This is a genomic window from Rheinheimera sp. 1928-s, from assembly GCF_029269265.1.
In the GTDB taxonomy this organism is placed as follows: Bacteria; Pseudomonadota; Gammaproteobacteria; order Enterobacterales; family Alteromonadaceae; genus Pararheinheimera.
The window spans coordinates 98160-115739 of the sequence record NZ_JARIXP010000002.1 but is presented as its reverse complement, the minus strand read 5'-3'; the positions used below and the strand labels follow the sequence as shown (position 1 = coordinate 115739).

Here is a 17580-nt window from a genome sequence, read left to right as displayed (position 1 = left end):
CAGATCTTATTCATACCATTACTGGCGTTTTTTCTTTATAATGCGGCGCCTGATTTTGGGTTCCATTGTCGCTCAACCAACGGAAAAAAAACCTATGTTGATCCTGCGTGGTGCACCTGCACTGTCCGAGTTTAGAGTTCAGAAGTTCATCGATCTTTGTGCCAAAGCCTCCTTGCCTGTCAGTGGTGTTTATGCCGAATTTATGCATTTTGCTGATTTAAGCAGCGAATTGTCGGCTGAACAACAAACGACTTTAAGCAAATTGCTGACTTACGGACCTACTATCGTCAGCCATGCACCAGAAGGGTTGTTGCTGGTGGTGACACCACGTCCTGGCACCATTTCTCCATGGTCTTCCAAAGCGACTGATATTGCCAAAAACTGTGGTCTGAGCCAGGTCAAACGTTTAGAGCGTGGTGTGGCTTATTATGTCCAGACCACGGCTACCTTGACTGAAGCTCAGCTGCAGCAGTTAAAGGGCTTAGTGCACGACCGCATGATGGAAGTGGTGTTCAGCGAGTTTGAACAAGCTTCTGCCTTATTCCGTAAAGCTGAACCCGCGCCTTTAAGTTCAGTGGATATCATCACAGGTGGCCGTGAAGCCTTAGTCAAAGCCAATATCGACATGGGTCTGGCCTTAGCTGACGATGAAATCGATTATCTGGTGACGAATTTTAATCAGTTGGGCCGTAACCCAAATGATATTGAACTCTATATGTTTGCGCAGGCCAACTCTGAGCACTGCCGTCATAAGATTTTTAACGCCGACTGGACTATAGATGGCGAACAACAGCCAAAGTCGCTGTTTAAAATGATTAAAAATACTTTTGAAAAAACACCAGAGCACGTGTTGTCCGCTTATAAAGACAACGCCGCTGTAATGACAGGCTCTAAAGCGGGTCGTTTTTTCCCGTCTGCTGATACTCAGGAATATGGCTACAACCATGAAGATATTCATGTGTTGATGAAAGTGGAGACTCACAACCACCCAACAGCTATTTCGCCATTCCCTGGTGCTGCTACAGGTTCTGGTGGTGAAATCCGTGACGAAGGTGCCACAGGTGTAGGCGCCAAACCAAAAGCCGGTTTGTCAGGTTTTTCTGTATCAAACTTACGTATTCCAGGTTTTGAACAGCCGTGGGAAACCGACTTTGGTAAACCAGACCGTATAGTGACAGCTTTGGACATCATGACAGATGGTCCTTTAGGTGGCGCTGCCTTTAACAATGAGTTTGGTCGTCCAAATATTTTGGGTTACTTCCGTACTTACGAAGAAAAAGTACCAAGCCACAATGGCGAAGAAGTACGTGGTTACCACAAGCCTATTATGATTGCCGGTGGTTTAGGCAATATCCGTGCTGAACATGTGCAAAAAGGTTTGTTACCTGTTGGCGCCAAACTGGTGGTGCTGGGTGGCCCGGCGATGAACATTGGTTTAGGTGGCGGAGCTGCTTCTTCTATGGCTTCAGGCCAGTCGGCTGAAGATTTAGATTTTGCGTCAGTGCAACGTGAAAACCCTGAAATTGAACGCCGTTGTCAGGAAGTGATCGACCGCTGCTGGCAGCTGGGCGATAAAAACCCTATTTGTTTTATCCATGACGTAGGCGCAGGTGGTTTATCCAACGCCTTCCCAGAGCTGGTGAATGACGGTGGTGTCGGTGGTAAGTTCGAATTACGCAACGTGCCAAACGACGAGCCGGGTATGTCACCACTGGAAATCTGGTGTAACGAATCACAAGAACGTTATGTGATGGCCATTCCTGCCGATCAAATGCCAGTGTTTGAAGAAATTTGTAAGCGTGAACGTGCACCTTATGCTGTAGTGGGTGAAGCCACTGCCGAACATCACCTGACCTTGTCCGATCAGCATTTTGGTAATACGCCTATTGATTTGCCACTGAACGTGCTGCTGGGCAAAGCGCCTAAAATGCACCGTGATGTGAAAACTCAAGTCACAGAAGGCAAAGCTTTAGATCTGAACGGCGTGACAGTAGCTGATGCGGCTGAGCGTTTGTTACGTTTACCTACTATTGCTGAAAAAACTTTCCTGATCACCATTGGCGATCGCACAGTCACAGGTTTAGTGGCCCGCGATCAAATGGTCGGTCCATGGCAGGTGCCAGTCGCGAACTGTGGTGTGACTGCAGCGTCCTACGATACTTACCATGGTGAAGCCATGTCGATGGGGGAACGTACCCCTGTGGCTTTACTGGACTTCGCAGCTTCTGCCCGTTTAGCTGTGGCTGAGTCTATTACTAACATTGCAGCGACTCAGATTGGTGATATCAAGCATATCAAACTGTCGGCGAACTGGATGTCGGCCGCAGGTCACCCTGGTGAAGATGCAGGTTTGTATCAGGCGGTGAAAGCTATAGGTGAAGAGTTATGTCCTGCTATGGGTTTAACTATCCCTGTAGGTAAAGATTCGATGTCGATGAAAACCAGCTGGCAACAGGATGGTGAACAGAAGACAGTGACCTCACCTTTATCTTTGATCATCACAGCTTTTGCCCGTGTTGAAGATGTACGCCGTACTGTGACACCACAGCTGCGCACTGACAAAGGCGCAAGCAGCCTGATCCTGTTGGATTTAGGTCAGGGCGCGAACCGTTTAGGTGCATCCTGTTTAGCTCAGGTCTATAAGCAGTTAGGCCAGACAGCACCAGATCTGGAAAGCCCGGAATTACTGATGAACTTCTATCAGGCGGTACAGGCTTTAGTGGCTCAGCAGAAATTACTGGCCTACCATGACAGGTCTGACGGTGGTTTATTTGTCACCCTGGCTGAAATGGCCTTTGCCGGTAAAGCTGGTGTCAAAGTGGATATCCAGAGCTTAGGCACAGATAACTTAGCTGTACTTTTCAGTGAAGAGTTAGGCGCTGTGCTGCAAGTAGCGAACAGCGATTTACCTGTAGTGCAGGCGATTTTAGCTCAGTATGATTTATCTGCTGTGGCGCATTTATTAGGTGAAGTGACAACTGACGATCAAATTCAGATCAGTCACGGTGATCAGTTGGTGTACAGCAACAGCCGTACGACCTTACGTACCATCTGGGCCGAAACCACCTATCAAATGCAGCTGATGCGTGATAACCCTGAAGGTGCTCGTCAGGAATTTGTGGCTAAAGCTGATGTGACGGATCCTGGCTTAAATGCAAAATTAAGCTTCGACCTGAACGAAGATGTGGCAGCCCCTTATATCCTGAAAGGCGTGTTGCCTAAAGTCGCTATTCTGCGCGAGCAGGGTGTCAACTCTCATGTCGAGATGGCAGCTGCTTACAACAGAGCTGGCTTTAATGCGGTTGACGTGCATATGAGCGACATCTTATCTGGTCGTCGTTCATTGGCTGAGTTTAATGGTTTAGTGGCGTGCGGTGGCTTCTCGTACGGTGACGTATTAGGTGCTGGTGAAGGCTGGGCAAAGTCAGTGCTCTTTAACGACAAAGCCCGTGCTGAGTTTGCGGCGTTTTTTGAACGTGAAACGACTTTCAGCTTAGGTGTCTGTAACGGTTGTCAGATGATGTCGAATCTGAAGAGCCTGATCCCTGGTGCTGATTTATGGCCACGTTTTGTTCGCAACAAGTCTGAGCGTTTTGAAGCCCGTTTCAGCCTGGTCGAAGTGCAGGAAAGCGCCTCTTTATTCTTTAAAGGTATGGCCGGTTCCCGTATGCCTATCGCCGTGTCCCACGGTGAAGGTCACGCAGAGTTTGCATCGCAAACAGCACTGCAGGCCGCCGATCAAAGTGGCACTGTGGCCTTACGTTTTGTCGATAACTACGGCAATGTGACGACACAATACCCGTCGAATCCAAACGGTTCGCCGCTGGGTATTACCTCGTTAACTACGACCGATGGCCGCGTCACTATTATGATGCCTCACCCTGAGCGGGTATTCCGCACTGTGGCGAACAGCTGGCATCCGGATGAATGGCAGGAAGACAGCCCATGGATGCGGATGTTCCGTAATGCCAGAGTCTGGTTAGGCTAATACTGTAAAAATGATATAAACAAGACCTGCTTCGGCAGGTTTTGTCATTTTTGTAGCGATATTTTTAAATTTTCATCGTAAATTTGTTTTGTTTGCAGATATTTTCATTTTCTTCTTGATCCCTGACACATTTTTTCACAAACTAGTTGTATCTCTTTTTATTCACCTGTTTGAGTGAGATGTCCGACATGAAGTCGGTGAAGCCTGAAGGATGAGGTATGCAAGTAGCTGTTAGTTCTGAACAACCTGACAATAAAGAATGGCTGTCGCATGTTAAAATTGGCCAGCGTTTTGATCTGGAATTGCTGGATCAGCGCAAAAGCCGCTGCAACTGTGAGCTGGTGGGATATAAAGCCGGTAAATATGTGTTGTTCAGAGTAGATGACGATTCTTTGCCTGATCGGTTTTTTATTAACGGTCTGGCTGTGGTCTGTCGTTTTTTAGTCGAAGATTCAGTCGGCGAATGTTTCGCTTTTCGATCTGAATTACTTCAGCTGAGCCGCTTTCCGGATAAATTGGCAGTGATCAGCTTTCCCTCTGTGATACAACGTCGTGCTTTACGTAACGAACGACGTAACAGTATTTTTATTCCTGCTTCGGTGCGGTTAAATCTGGAAGTAGTGCAGAATGCCCGTAGTTTTCAGGGCCATTTGATTGATGTATCCAGCGGTGGTTGTCGTTTTTTGTTTGACCCGTCGCATCAGGGCAGTAAGGTGAATTTGGCACCTGTAGTCCTGCATATCCAATGTGAAAAAATAGGCATTGATCAGAAAATTCAGGGTGAAGTGCGTAATTCCAGACTGGAAGAACGGGGTTTGTCTATTGGTATTCAGTTTAACTTACCTCAGCTGTATTTAGATAAATTAGCTGTGGCGTCCTGAACAAGCACCGGACAGCCATAAAAGCTGTCCGGAACTTAGTTATCTATTAAGTATTAGAAAGAGTAACGAGCACCGATCATCCAGACATAAGGATCGATAGTCACGTCCACAGACTGAATCGTGTTGCCATTCACCTGCACCCGACCTTCAGTGTCGATATTCATTTTGCTCAGCATCAGATGGGCGCTCCAGCTATCCGCTAGTTTGACATTGACACCGGCCTGTATAGCCAGACCCACTGAGTCTTTTAATTTCAGCTCTACTTTGTCATCGGCATCGGTCACATTCAGTGCTTGTAAGGTGCTGATCAACTCGCCTGATACTTCTTCCTGAAAGAAGTTGGTGTAATTGATGCCTAAACCTACAAAGGGGTCAAATCTGCTGTCACCCAAATCAAAATGATACTGAGCCACTAAAGTTGGTGGTAAATGCTTGGTGCTGCCTACAGACAAACCATCGATAGCTGAACCTTTCACCTTCACATCATGATTAAAGGGTGTGGCTGCAATCAGCTCAATGGTCCAGTTTTTAGTCAGTTGATAGTCGATAGTAATGCCCAACTGAGTATTGTTATTTACAGACACTTCAGTGGAATTCGCCGGTAAACCAGCAACAGTTTCCACTACATTCAGGTGGCTGCTGGAATCTTGTGGTGCCACAGTAATAGCGCCTATATTGACTGACCAGTTCGCCAGAGCCGGGGCAGCAGAGACTGCTAATAACAGAGATGCGATGGTTTTATAACTTGTTTTCATCAGAATGATCCTTAGCTTAAGAAACTGGCGTCATTCTGCGCTTCTGCTGTGGTGAAACTTTGCCCCAGATCAATAATGCACAAGGCTGAGCTCTGGCTTTGCTTGTTTTATTGATTTAAAACAACAAATGCAGAGTTCAAAAACAAAAAGCCTGAATGAACAGGCTGCTTTGTCTAAAACAGAGCGCTGGAAATCAGGAGATATAACGGGCCTTTTTATTGTCTTTCAGCATAGTCATATCCACCAGTACTAAACCATCCACACAATCAGCAAAGTCCGGGTCAACACCAAAAGCCAGAAAACGTACACCACCAGGTTCGGTCAGTTCGCTGTATTGCTTATACAAGGTAGGAATACTGACGCCCATATTGGCCAGTAAGTGCTTTAACTGTACAAAATCCTGACTGTAGTTATCACCGCTAAAATGTTGCTGTAGCTGACTTAACGTATCCATTGGTAATTCATAGGGAATATTTGGTACGGCACTTTGTTCAGGGCAGCGGAAATACAGGCTGTAAAAATACACCATCAGATCCCGTGCTGCTTTAGGGTAACTGTTGGATAAACTGACGCCACCAAATAAATACCGGATATCCGGGTTTTGTTTTAAGTAGGCACCTATGCCATACCATAAATAATCCAGACTACGTTTGCCCCAATACCGAGGTTGCACGAAGCTGCGGCCCAGTTCCAGGCCTTGGTCTAAATAAGGTGTCATCTGTGAATTAAACTGGAATAAAGAGGCTGTATACAAGCCAGCCAGGCCCTTTTCTGCCATCACTTTGGCGGTATTGGCAAAACGGTAGGCACCTACTATTTCCAGGTCTTCCTTGTCCCATAAGATCAGTTGCTCGTAGTAGCTGTCGTACTGATCGATATCACGGCGCTGACCACTGCCTTCACCTACAGCTCTGAAGGCGATTTCGCGTAAGCGGCCAATTTCACGCAGCACAGGTGAGCTCTGTTGGTACTGGTATAAATAAATTTGTTTACCATCACTGGTTTCACCCAACAGAGGGCAGGCTTCGACGGCCTTTTTCAGCAAAATACGATCTTCAGGATGCGCTATAGCAGTTTGAGTCTTAAACAGCGGCGATTTGTCTTTGGCGAGCCGGTACAAGTGTTTTTTAAAGAGTTTTACCTTGGCCTGAGTTTCCAGCGCCAAATGAGCGAAGCTGTCGTAAGGAATTTGTTCACCAATACGCATCGCAATGTTTTTATGCTTCTGGTTAAACATTTCCTGCACCAGCAGCATAGTGGCCAGAGGCTTGTAAATCATCGAAGCACCATAAAACATGGCTGAGTTACGGCCATCGATATAAATAGGCAGAATAGGGGCTTTGGCATTCATCGCAAAACGTAAAAAACCACCATGCCATTTGCCATCACGAATACCGTTTGGTTTTAAGCGTGACACTTCACCGGCTGGAAATAAAATCAGTGCACCTTCTGCTGCTAAGTGATCACTGATGCGATCGATGCGGCTACGTTCAGTGCCACCACTCATATTATTCACAGGTAGCAATAAAGAATGCAGAGGTTCAACCGCCATTAATAGCTGGTTAGCTATGACTTTCACATCAGGCCGGATATCCCGCACCAGTTTAATCAGAGCTAAACCGTCTAACGAACCAATAGGGTGGTTGGCAATAATCACAACACGGCCAGTGCTTGGGATACGTTCTACTTCGTTATCACGCACCGCATAGGCAAAATTAAAGTAATCCAGTACTTGTTCTACAAATTCAATCCCTTGCAAATGCGGATAACGTTTAGCGAAGGCAATAAATTCCTGTTCGTGCAAAAGTTGGCGTAAGGCCCCTTTGACCGGTTTGGCTAACCAGGGTTTTTGTTCGAGTTTTGGCAGATGCGTTTGCATCATTTGGTCAACACTGATCATAGCGATACCTCTGTAAGGACCTTTGTCCGTACAGAGAGTAGGGGGTTAACATGACAAAAATGCGTCAGATTTATGGCTTTTTGTAGAAGTTTTAACCGGCTCAGGCAACTTTGCTTTGAGCTGGTTGTTCTTCCGCCGGCACGGCTATTGGCATTGCGGCTAAGGTATGGCTTTGTTCTGTCCAGTGGTACAGCGTTAATGAGCCATCTTGTTGCTCTATCAGGGCTGTGCAGTTATCAATCCAGTCACCATCGTTGCAGTAAATAATGCCATCCTGCAAGCTGATTTCCGGATGATGGATATGACCACAAACCACGCCATCAAAACCTGACCTTTTGGCTTTCGCCACAGCTGCATCCCGGTAACGGGCAATGGCTTGCTGAGCGCCTGGTACTTTGCTTTTAATATAAGCGGCTAAACTGAAATAACGCCCACCTAAAGCACGGCGAATGCGGTTGCTCCAGCGATTTAAAAACAATAAAAAATCATACAGATTGTCGCCCAGCCAGGCGTGAAAGCGGCCAAAGTTCACTTCTTTATCAAATTCATCGCCATGCAACAGCAGCAATTTTTTGCCTAAAGCCGTGGTATGGCAGCCACGTAATTGCAGTTTGATAGTGCCAAACTGGCGACCTGCCCAGTGGCGGAACTCTTCATCATGATTGCCGGGTATATAAATCACTTCAGTGCCCTGATCGGCTTTCGCCAGCAGCGTTTGGATCACGGCATTTTGCTCCGGACTCCAGCACACTTGTTTTTGCATAGCCCACAGGTCAAGGATATCGCCCAGCAGGTAAATGGTGTCGGCTTTGGTTTGATTGAGGAAGTTCAGCAGATAGGTGGCCTGACAGTCTTTATTTCCTAAATGAATGTCAGACAAGAAGATCGTTCGACAATGCAGCATACAAAGCTCCTGCGAATTGTTGGCCTTGGTTCTTCAGGCTCGGGTAGAATGTAGTTTGCCCATGTCAGAGATATGACGAAAACTTGAAACTTTGGTGAACAGATGTCGATAGCTTTGGTGATCCCCGATCGTAAGTTAGATTCTTTAGTTGAAAAATTAACGGCCTTATTGCCTGGAGTTTTAATCCAACAATGGCCGGATTACAGTGCACCTGAACAGGTGCAAATGGCTGTGGTCTGGAAGCAACCCCATGGTTCGTTAGCGGCGTTAAGTCATTTAAAAAGCCTGCAGTCTTTTGGCGCTGGTGTGGATAGTATTGTGTCGGATCCAACTTTGCCTGACTTGCCGTTAAGCCGTATTGTCGACCCTGCTTTGGCGTCTTCTATGGTGAATTATCTGGCCGGTATAGTGCTGCATTACCAATTGCGGCTGGATTTATTTCAGCGCCAGCAGCAACAGAAGCTATGGAAACCCAAAAGCCCTCGCACTATTCAACAAATTTGTGTGTTGGGTTTAGGTGAATTGGGGCAGGCGGCGGCGCAGTATTTTTTACAACAGGGTTATCAGGTTAATGGCTGGTCACGCAGTTTAAAAAAGCTGGATGGGGTTCAGTGCTACGCCGGCGATCCAGGGTTTAAACAGGCTGTTGCTGGCGCCGATGTAGTGATTTGTTTATTGCCTCTGACGCCAGACACCACTAATTTCTTAAGTACAGAGCGTCTTAATGCTTTTAAACGAGGGGCGATTCTGGTCAACGTGGCTCGTGGTGCCATAGTCGATGACGCCGCATTATTAGCTGCTTTGGACTCTGGCCAGTTACAAGCCGCTTGTCTGGATGTATTCCGTGAGGAGCCTTTGCCTGCCTCTGATCCTTATTGGCAGCACCCGGCTGTATTGGTCACTCCCCATTGTTCTGCTGTGACCAATGTGGACACTGCTATTCATCAGATTGTTGAAAACTATCAACGCACCATAAATGGGCTACCTTTAAAGCATCTGGTCAACAGGGAAAGGGGCTACTGATGAGTAGTTTTACTATTGAAAAACAGGGTCATGTTGCTGTATTGCAGCTGACCGCAGCTGAAAAACGTAATTTATTAACGCCTGAAATTGCCTTACAAATTGCAGCCGCTGTGCATCAACTGAGTTTAGATCCAGAGCTGAAAGTCTTATGTGTAATAGGAACTGAACGGGCTTTTTGTGCTGGTGCTGATTTAGCCGTGTTGCAACATGCAGTGGATGGGGACGGTTCTGAACTGAAACAGTTGTATCAGGCTTTTAGTCAAGTGGCAGATTGCCCACTTTTAACTATAGCTTTAGTAAATGGCCCGGCCGTAGGTGCAGGCATGAATCTGGCGATGGTGTGTGATATTCGTTTAGCCAGCAAAGACGCCTGGTTTGATAGTCGTTTTTTCCAGTTGGCTTTGCATCCAGGCGGTGGGCATGGCTGGTTATTACCGCAATTGATCGGCTGGCAACAAGCGATGGCCATGTTATTTTGTGGTGAAAAACTCAATGCAGAACAAGCATGGCAATATGGTTTAGTCAAAGAAGTGTTGGCTGCTGATCAATTATTACCCCGGGCTTTGACAATGACAGCCGATTTAGCTACGGTTCCCACAGAGTTAGTGCGGCAAACCAAAAGCTCGATGCGACAATTGTTGCAATGCAAAGAGCATAGTCAGGCTGTTGAATTTGAATATCAGCAACAATTTTACAGTCTGCAACAGGACGCAGCCCGTCAGGCGATTGCCGCTTTACAGCATAAACTCGCCACAAAAAGCTAAAACTCACCACAAAAAACCTAAAAGCGGGGACTATTTTGCGTCTCTGCTTGTCTCTCTATCAGAAAATTAGCTGTAATTGATTGTAAATCTTGTAACTAAACAACAAGTTGTCTACACTGGTTTTGGATTGCTCAAGATCCACAAAAAAGCAAGAACAATAACAATATTTTTTTAGCCTGAGGTTTTATATGCGTAAAGCGTCCAGTCGCGGTCTTGGCTTTACAGCAATCGCCATTTTGGTGTTATTAATGGCATTGTCGGCTTTTTTAACAAAAGCTGAAGCTACACAAGTGACTTATAGCTCACAAGGACAGCAGTCGGTCGATGGATTGCACTGATCAGGTACCCCCGCAGTTTGGGGGTATTTGTATACAGCCTCCTAACCTGAATATTGGCTATCTGATCTTCTGAAAAGAAGTTCGCCGCAGCAGTAATTCAAATGCAAAACGGGCAGGGATAAACCCAGCCCTTACCTGACCCAATTAATTTGGGTACAGTTGTTATTTCTTCTGATGCCGCTCACGGTTTTCCCGCTTTTGTTCCGCATTTTTCTGCAACAACACGTAAGTCGCAGCGTAACCGCCATGAGGTTTTAAGGCGGTATGGCAGGCCAGAACTTCTGGTAGTTGTGGTAACCATTTAAAACAGTAACTTTTTAAGATCGCCGGATGAGGTTTGCTATCGCGTCCCATGCCATGATGGATCAATACAGTCCTGATGCCACGCTGATGGCAATCAGCGATGAAGCTATATAAAGCAGCACGGGCCTCAACCAGGGTTTTTCCCAGCAGATTCAGAGTGGCATCCATTTGGTATTTACCCAGTCGCAGGTTTTTGTATACACCATCCTGCACTCCATCTTTTTTATAGGCAATCACATCGTCAGGCGCAACCAGATCTACGTACTCCATACTCAGATAGTTAGGGTCGTATTCCATTTCTTGTTCTGCAGCTTTACGCCGTGCCAGTTGAGCCAGACTCGGATTGTGTTCACCATTAGGGTCGGCAATAGCATCGGCATTTAAGCGTTTTACTCCTGCCATTTCCTGTAAAAATAAGTCCAGATCTTCATCATGCATTATTACTACTCCGCCTTAAGCTGACCGGGAATTGCCGCATTATATACCCGTCTTATTTGAAGCCGCAGTGCTTTGCATCGGGTTTTTTACATCCAGGCCAGTGCATCACTCTGGGCTTTTCTACCTTATCTGAATTGATATCCAAGGGTTGAGAAAATTGATTAATTAAAATGCAATTTGTTTAACAACTATTTTACTTTGCTCTATGCTTAAACTGACTTTCATTCCAGCAAGGAGAGCATCATGATCCCCGAACGGCTTTATGAAACTTTGCCTTATCTTTATGTGATCAGTGGTTCACAAAGCGTGTTATGGCTACCACATTGGACAGCTGCTTTATTTGGTGTGGTACTGATATTTGTCGGTGCAGTGGTATGGGTTATACGCACCGACAAACGCCGCAGCCCATACGGTATTAAATTTAAAGAGCAGGGTGTTTTGCCATTTTGGTGTTATGAATTGCAGCCTTTTATTTATCTGAGCTGTGGTGTGTTGCTATTTAGCTATGCGCAGAGTTTCCTGTTGTATCCATCGGCCGTTATTCTGCTGGTGCTGGGCATACAACTTTGGTTATGCCGCATTTGCTGGCGCAGCCATTCCTGAATGCAGAGCTCTGTATTAGGGTCGTGATGAGTACCAGAAGATCGCTGCGGCAATAAAGCCTTGTTGTTTACGTAGGCGGTATTTCGCACATTGCTCATTGCTTTGGCCTTCAAAACACAAATATAAGCTTTGCTCTTCTTCTGCCAATACTGCGCGTTGGTTGGTGTCAAGAATGACACCAGGCTTACCAAACCAGCCTGGCATATAGACACTTTGAGTGGTCAATCCTGCACTTTGGTATTCAATTAATTGGGGTTTAGGGGCCAGAATAAACGCAACTAAAAGGACCATACTGATACCTGCCCACACTTTGAAACTTTTGGCAGTTGAAGTGCTTGTCTGTTCCTCATTATTTGACCGTGTTGCTGAGCGCGTCACGGTGCGCGCAGCCGGAATTGCAGTGGTTGTAGTCTGAGCTTGAGTGAGCGGCTTTTTGTTGCCGGCTTTTTTTAGTAGTTTTTGCTTGTCGGCCTCGCTTAAAAGCGAGGCCTTTTTGAGTTGTTTGGCCATTAGTGACGTAAGTTAACTGAACTGTTAGCAACAGTTTCGGTCATGATGAGCCAGGCTTGCAAGTTTTGTTTTAATGAATCGGGATCTATTTTGTCCAGCGTATCATTGGGTGTATGGTGATAATCAAAATAGTCTGTACCATCTTGCGATAAAGCCAGCACTGGCACTCCGGCAGCAGCCAATACCGAAACATCAGGGCCGCCGTAGGTTGTATTGCCACCTAAGCCAATATTCAGATGCGCCAGTTTTTGCTGTAACTCTTTAGCAAAAGGCAGTGATTTATCACCAAAACGACTTTCGATTTGCCAGATGCGACCTGCACCAAAGTCAGACTCTGCAGCTAAAATGTGCTTCCCTAATTCCTTATGATATTTAGCAGCATAAGCCCGGGCTCCAATCAGTCCACCTTCTTCGTTACCAAAAAGCACAACCCGGATGGTGCGTTTAGGTTTGGCTTTTTGTTGGATTAAAGCACCTGTTGCCATCACCAAAGCCACACCAGCACCGTCATCCAAAGCGCCTGTGCCCTGATCCCATGAATCAAGGTGACCGCTGATCAGCACTATTTCATCCGGCTTTTCTGTTCCGGTGATTTCTGCGATGACATTGTGGCTGGTGGCAGTTTGCAGCTGGTTGTCCATTTGTAGTTTTAATTCTACTTTTGGCGAGCGTTCCAGCATTTTCGCCAGATTCTGCGCATCTGGCACTGAAATGGCCACGGCAGGAATTTTGGTGATGGCTTCGTCGTACTTCATGGTGCCAGTATGAGCAAATCTGTTGTTACTGGTGCCGACAGAACGAATCACTATAGCTACAGCACCCAACTTCGCAGCTTCTACAGCACCACGCGAGCGTGCTGCAACCACCTGCCCATAAAAAGATCCTGATTTGTCTTTAGCCATTGGCTTATTAATAAAGACAATCTTGCCTTTAACTAAAGCCGGGTCGGCCTTTTCCAAAGCTTCAATACTGTCAAACATCACGACAGAGCTGGTGATGCCTGCTGCAGGTGTTCCGACTGAGCCACCTAATGAAGTTAATACAAAAGGCTGAGCGAAAGGGGAAACGACTTCAAGGCTTGCCTGCCCCCGGGTCCAGCCTGGCATTTCAAACTCTTCAGTCCAGACTTTGTCATAACCCAGTTGCTTTAAATTGGTAACAGCCCATTGCACGGCGCGGCGATCCGCTTCACTGCCTGCAATGCGTGGGCCCACTTCAACTGTTAAAGACTCCACCAGCTTATAAGCTAAATCCTGGTCCAAGGTGCTGGGCATTGTGGCCGCCCATACCGAAGGAGCTAATAAAGCACCGGAAATTATACTCAACCAAAACTTCATATATAACATGCTCCTTTTTTTGATTATTTGGCCAATGTAGCACGACAGCGCCAGACTAATTTGGCAGATTGCGACCAAAAGCCAAAGCAAGCAGTCTGTTGTGTACTTGAATCATAAAGATTTTGTTTTTATGTAAGCACTCCACCTTTTGTTTCCGCTCTATGAGTCAGGTACAGCTTGAAACACGACAGATGAGAATAGATCGTATTGTGTAAGCGAATGACCCGACGGCATAATGCTGTTTTTTAGATCAAAGAAGCAACAAAATGAAATTGGAAGAAATGCTGAAAAACTCGGCGCAGGCAGCCAAGCTGCTGAAGGCGGTTTCCAATGAACGCCGTTTGCTGATTTTGTGTTATTTATTAGAGTCTGAATTATCAGTCACAGAGATGAATGACAAACTGGGTTTAAGCCAGTCGGCTTTGTCTCAGCACTTAGCTGTACTCAGACGACAAAAACTGGTGAAAACCCGCAAAGAAGCTCAAACCGTGTTTTATCGTATCCATAGTGAAGAGGCCGTCGCTTTAATTGGACTGCTGCATAAACTTTATTGTGAGAAGAAATAAAGAAGGTTCTGTGGCTTATTGCACCAAGGATGGCCCTTAAGGGTGAGCACCATGGATGTTAGCGAATACAAAATTGCCAGGAGCAATTTTGAACAACGCAACGCGTTGGCCCGGAGGGTGAGCGTCATGGATGACGGCGAATAAAAAAACCACCTTGCGGTGGTTTTTTTATTGCACTGTCACAATAAGCTGTTGCGAACAACAGCGAATTGAAATTAAGCGGCTTTAGTAGCTAAAGCTTTAACATGTGCATTTAAGCGTGACTTATGACGGGCAGCTTTGTTCTTATGGATCAGACCTTTGTCTGCCATACGATCCAAAATTGGAACCATCTTTTTGAACGCTTCTTGTGAAGCAGCCAGATCAGCAGTTAACACTGCAGCGTATGTTTTCTTCATGAAAGTACGCATCATTGAGCGCTGACTTGCGTTTTGCTGACGACGCTTTTCTGATTGAATAGCGCGCTTCTTAGCAGACTTGATGTTAGCCAAGGTAACACTCCTAAAAACTAAACCGGGACCTTTAAAGGCCGCATAATATGCCTATTTTGTAGGCCCTTGTCAAATGGTTTCCTTGACAGATTACAGAATAAAATTAGCCCTTCGCTGGTAATCCACTCTGACTCGGGTGAAAATAGCAGAAATGTCGTTGCAGGAGCAGTCTGTGTCAGGAAAATTATTAAAATCAGGCATGATCGTAAGCTTTATGACCCTTATTTCACGGGTATTGGGCTTGGTACGTGATGTGATTGTTGCCAACGTACTGGGCGCAGGTGCTATGGCCGACGTTTTTTTTATGGCCAATCGAATTCCTAATTTTTTGCGCCGTTTATTTGCTGAAGGCGCATTTTCACAAGCTTTTGTGCCTGTACTGGCTGAAGTAAAAGAAAAACATGGCGATGATGCGGTGCGGGAGCTGATTGCCAAAGCAGCGGGGACCTTAGGTTTTATTGTCACTGGAGTCACTTTACTGGCGGTGATTGGCTCACCTGTGTTGATGATGTTATTTGGTGCTGGCTGGTTTAACGCTTATTTAGACGGTGCACCAGAGGGTGATAAATACATTCAGGCCAGTTTCCTGTTAAAAATCACCTTTCCTTATTTATGGTTTATCACTTTTGTCGCTTTATCTGGTGCTGTGCTGAACACCTATAACAAATTTGCCGTAGCGGCTTTTACTCCGGTATTTTTAAATATTGCCATGATAGGGGCTGCTATTTATCTGGCGCCGCAAATGCAAAACCCGGCTGAAGCCATTGCCTGGGGGGTATTTTTAGGCGGCTTAATTCAGTTTTTGTTCCAACTACCGTTTTTAGCTAAAGCCGGATTATTGGTGATGCCACGCTGGGGCTGGAAAGACCCCAACGTGACGAAAATCCGCACTTTGATGATCCCTGCTTTATTTGGTGTTTCCGTCAGTCAGATTAACTTATTACTGGATGCCATTATCGCATCCTTTTTAGTCACAGGTGCTGTCAGCTGGTTGTATTACTCTGACCGTTTACTGGAATTTCCTTTAGGTTTATTTGGTATCGCCATTGCCACTGTGATTTTGCCTGGCTTGTCACGTCATTACGCATCCGCCAGCGAAGAAGCTTTTAAATACACCCTCGACTGGGCTGTGCGTTTTATTTGCCTGTTTGGTATTCCATCCATGATGGGTTTAATAGTGCTGGCAGAACCTATTATTGCTTCGGTCTTTATGCGTGGTGAATTCAGCGCCGATGATGTAGTGAAAACCTCTTACAGCCTGATCGCTTATAACACTGGTTTGGTTGCGCTTATGTTGATTAAAGTGCTGGCACCTGCTTTTTATGCACGCCAGGATATTAAAACCCCGGTGCGCATCGCCATTATCGCTATGGTCGCCAATATGGCGTTTAACCTGATGCTGGCGCCTTTTTTAAGTTATGTTGGTCTGGCGTTAGCCACAGCTATGTCCGGTACTTTAAATGCATATTTACTTTATCGTGGCTTAAAGCAGCGCGATATTTATAGTTTCAGCAACAAAACCAGCTGGTTTATCGCCAAAGCTTTTATCGCCGCCGCTGTGATGGCAGGCTGTATTTTTTATGTGATGCCTGACCTCACTGGCTGGATTGCTTTAGGTTTATCAGGTCAGGTGCTGCATTTATTGGCTTATTTTGCTTTTGCTATTGCGGCCTACTTTGTTTTACTTTTTGTGTTTGGTGTGCGTTTGAACGATTTTAAACGCCAGACAAATGCTGAAAGCAAATGATTATGCGGTTATAATCGGGCACTTTTCGCAGCAGCAGAGTAAGAATACCGAATGGAGTTAATTCGCGGCTTACATACAATTCAACCCAGACATCAGGGCTGCGTCTTAACTATTGGCAATTTTGATGGCGTGCATCTGGGACATCAGGCAGTACTGACGCAATTAAAAGCTATTGCGGCAGAGTTGAATTTACCTGCAGTGGTGATGGTGTTTGAACCCCAACCACTGGAGCTGTTTAACCCTGAAGCTGCACCAGCGCGTTTATGCCGTTTTCGGGAAAAATACCATTGGCTGGCGCAACAAGGTGTGGATCGCATGCTTTGCGTGCCTTTTACCCGTGACTTTGCCAGTCAGCAGCCAGAGCAATTTATTCAGGACTTATTGCTGAATAAACTCGGTGTAAAGCATCTGATTGTCGGTGATGATTTTTGTTTTGGTAAAAACCGTGCCGGAAATTTTGCTTTGCTACAACAAGCTGCAGTGCAGCATGGTTTTGGTTTGAGCAGCACCGCCAGCCTGAAACAAAATGATCAACGGGTTAGCAGTACGTTAATTCGCCAGGCGTTGGAGCAGGATCAGTTAGAGCTGGCAGCACAAATGTTAGGCCGGCCATTCTCATTAATGGGGCGGGTGCGGCATGGCCAGAAAGTAGGGCGTCAGTTGGGTTTTCCAACAGCCAATGTCTGGCTTTACCGTAAGAATTTACCTGTGCATGGTGTTTATGCCATTGAAGCTGTAACCCAAATGGGCCGTTACCATGGTGTCGCCAATATTGGTTCCAGACCGACTTTGCAGGGTAAAAAAGAGCAGCTTGAAGCTCATTTTTTTGATTTTAACGGCGACTTATACGGCCAGCAGATTGAAGTGATTTTAAAAAAGAAAATCAGGCCCGAGCGACGTTTTGACGGCCTTGCGCAATTGCAGCAACAAATTGCTTTAGATGCGCAGCAGGCACGCGGCTATTTTGGCTTGCCATCGGCTTAAGTCACTGGCAACACGATAACGAATTTAAACTTAAAGAAGACGGAACAA

16 protein-coding genes are annotated in these 17580 nt (G+C 46.0%); 9 read left to right on the top strand and 7 right to left on the bottom strand.

Features of this window, described 5'->3' with window-relative positions; translation table 11 throughout:
• The first annotated feature begins 94 nt into the window (after positions 1-94).
• Together purL and P3C17_RS05425 are read left to right on the top strand one after the other, a co-directional pair.
• Positions 95-3988 carry a phosphoribosylformylglycinamidine synthase gene (gene purL / locus P3C17_RS05430; protein WP_300928458.1) on the top strand — a complete coding sequence of 1298 codons (3894 nt, stop codon included), beginning with the start codon at positions 95-97 and terminating at the stop codon, positions 3986-3988.
• Between the two features lie 218 nt (positions 3989-4206).
• Positions 4207-4869, top strand: coding sequence for a PilZ domain-containing protein (locus P3C17_RS05425; RefSeq protein WP_300928457.1), 663 nt, complete (start codon positions 4207-4209; stop codon positions 4867-4869).
• A gap of 53 nt (positions 4870-4922) precedes the next feature.
• On the opposite strand, the gene P3C17_RS05420 is transcribed toward P3C17_RS05425, so the two are convergent.
• From P3C17_RS05420 to P3C17_RS05410, 3 genes are all read right to left on the bottom strand, one after another.
• Positions 4923-5624, bottom strand: a complete 702-nt coding sequence (locus P3C17_RS05420; protein WP_300928456.1) for an OmpW family outer membrane protein — start codon at positions 5622-5624, stop codon at positions 4923-4925.
• A 193-nt stretch (positions 5625-5817) separates the two neighbouring features.
• On the bottom strand, positions 5818-7524 hold the full coding sequence (locus tag P3C17_RS05415; RefSeq protein WP_300928455.1) for a lysophospholipid acyltransferase family protein: 1707 nt from the start codon (positions 7522-7524) through the stop codon (positions 5818-5820).
• A gap of 100 nt (positions 7525-7624) precedes the next feature.
• Positions 7625-8428 (bottom strand): UDP-2,3-diacylglucosamine diphosphatase, encoded by an 804-nt coding sequence (locus tag P3C17_RS05410; RefSeq protein ID WP_300928454.1) that lies wholly within the window; start codon positions 8426-8428, stop codon positions 7625-7627.
• A 102-nt stretch (positions 8429-8530) separates the two neighbouring features.
• Between P3C17_RS05410 and P3C17_RS05405 the strand changes: the two genes are divergently transcribed.
• From P3C17_RS05405 to P3C17_RS05395, 3 genes are all read left to right on the top strand, one after another.
• A complete protein-coding gene (locus P3C17_RS05405; protein ID WP_300928453.1) occupies positions 8531-9451 on the top strand; it encodes a glyoxylate/hydroxypyruvate reductase A in 921 nt (306 codons plus the stop codon).
• Positions 9451-10215, top strand: coding sequence for an enoyl-CoA hydratase-related protein (locus tag P3C17_RS05400; RefSeq protein ID WP_300928452.1), 765 nt, complete (start codon positions 9451-9453; stop codon positions 10213-10215). Before P3C17_RS05405 ends, P3C17_RS05400 begins: the two co-directional genes overlap by 1 nt.
• A 188-nt stretch (positions 10216-10403) precedes the next feature.
• The gene (locus P3C17_RS05395; protein ID WP_300928451.1) at positions 10404-10553 is read left to right on the top strand and encodes a hypothetical protein; all 150 of its coding nucleotides are present in this window, start codon (positions 10404-10406) and stop codon (positions 10551-10553) included.
• 162 nt (positions 10554-10715) lie between these two features.
• Here P3C17_RS05395 and smrA read toward each other — a convergent pair whose 3' ends face one another.
• The gene (gene smrA, locus P3C17_RS05390) at positions 10716-11294 is read right to left on the bottom strand and encodes a DNA endonuclease SmrA (RefSeq protein ID WP_300928450.1); all 579 of its coding nucleotides are present in this window, start codon (positions 11292-11294) and stop codon (positions 10716-10718) included.
• A 243-nt stretch (positions 11295-11537) separates the two neighbouring features.
• Here smrA and P3C17_RS05385 point away from each other — a divergent pair, with 243 nt between their 5' ends.
• Positions 11538-11897, top strand: coding sequence for a hypothetical protein (locus tag P3C17_RS05385; protein ID WP_300928449.1), 360 nt, complete (start codon positions 11538-11540; stop codon positions 11895-11897).
• A 15-nt stretch (positions 11898-11912) separates the two neighbouring features.
• On the opposite strand, the gene P3C17_RS05380 is transcribed toward P3C17_RS05385, so the two are convergent.
• Positions 11913-12407: a hypothetical protein gene (locus P3C17_RS05380; RefSeq protein ID WP_300928448.1), complete on the bottom strand. Its 495-nt coding sequence runs from the start codon at positions 12405-12407 to the stop codon at positions 11913-11915.
• Entirely contained in the window at positions 12407-13744 is a 1338-nt protein-coding gene (locus P3C17_RS05375; RefSeq protein WP_300928447.1) for a M20/M25/M40 family metallo-hydrolase, read from the bottom strand. The genes P3C17_RS05380 and P3C17_RS05375 overlap by 1 nt, the downstream gene beginning before the upstream one ends.
• Positions 13745-14010: 266 nt before the next feature.
• On the opposite strand from P3C17_RS05375, the gene P3C17_RS05370 reads away from it, so the two are divergent.
• Entirely contained in the window at positions 14011-14310 is a 300-nt protein-coding gene (locus tag P3C17_RS05370; RefSeq protein ID WP_053425924.1) for a metalloregulator ArsR/SmtB family transcription factor, read from the top strand.
• 215 nt (positions 14311-14525) lie between these two features.
• Here P3C17_RS05370 and rpsT read toward each other — a convergent pair whose 3' ends face one another.
• Complete coding sequence (rpsT, locus tag P3C17_RS05365; protein WP_008900529.1) at positions 14526-14801, bottom strand: 30S ribosomal protein S20; 276 nt, start codon at positions 14799-14801, stop codon at positions 14526-14528.
• A 172-nt stretch (positions 14802-14973) separates the two neighbouring features.
• Between rpsT and murJ the strand changes: the two genes are divergently transcribed.
• Together murJ and ribF are read left to right on the top strand one after the other, a co-directional pair.
• Positions 14974-16548: a murein biosynthesis integral membrane protein MurJ gene (gene murJ, locus P3C17_RS05360; RefSeq protein ID WP_300928446.1), complete on the top strand. Its 1575-nt coding sequence runs from the start codon at positions 14974-14976 to the stop codon at positions 16546-16548.
• 51 nt (positions 16549-16599) lie between these two features.
• A complete protein-coding gene (gene ribF / locus P3C17_RS05355) occupies positions 16600-17532 on the top strand; it encodes a bifunctional riboflavin kinase/FAD synthetase (RefSeq protein ID WP_300928445.1) in 933 nt (310 codons plus the stop codon).
• Positions 17533-17580: the final 48 nt, after the last annotated feature.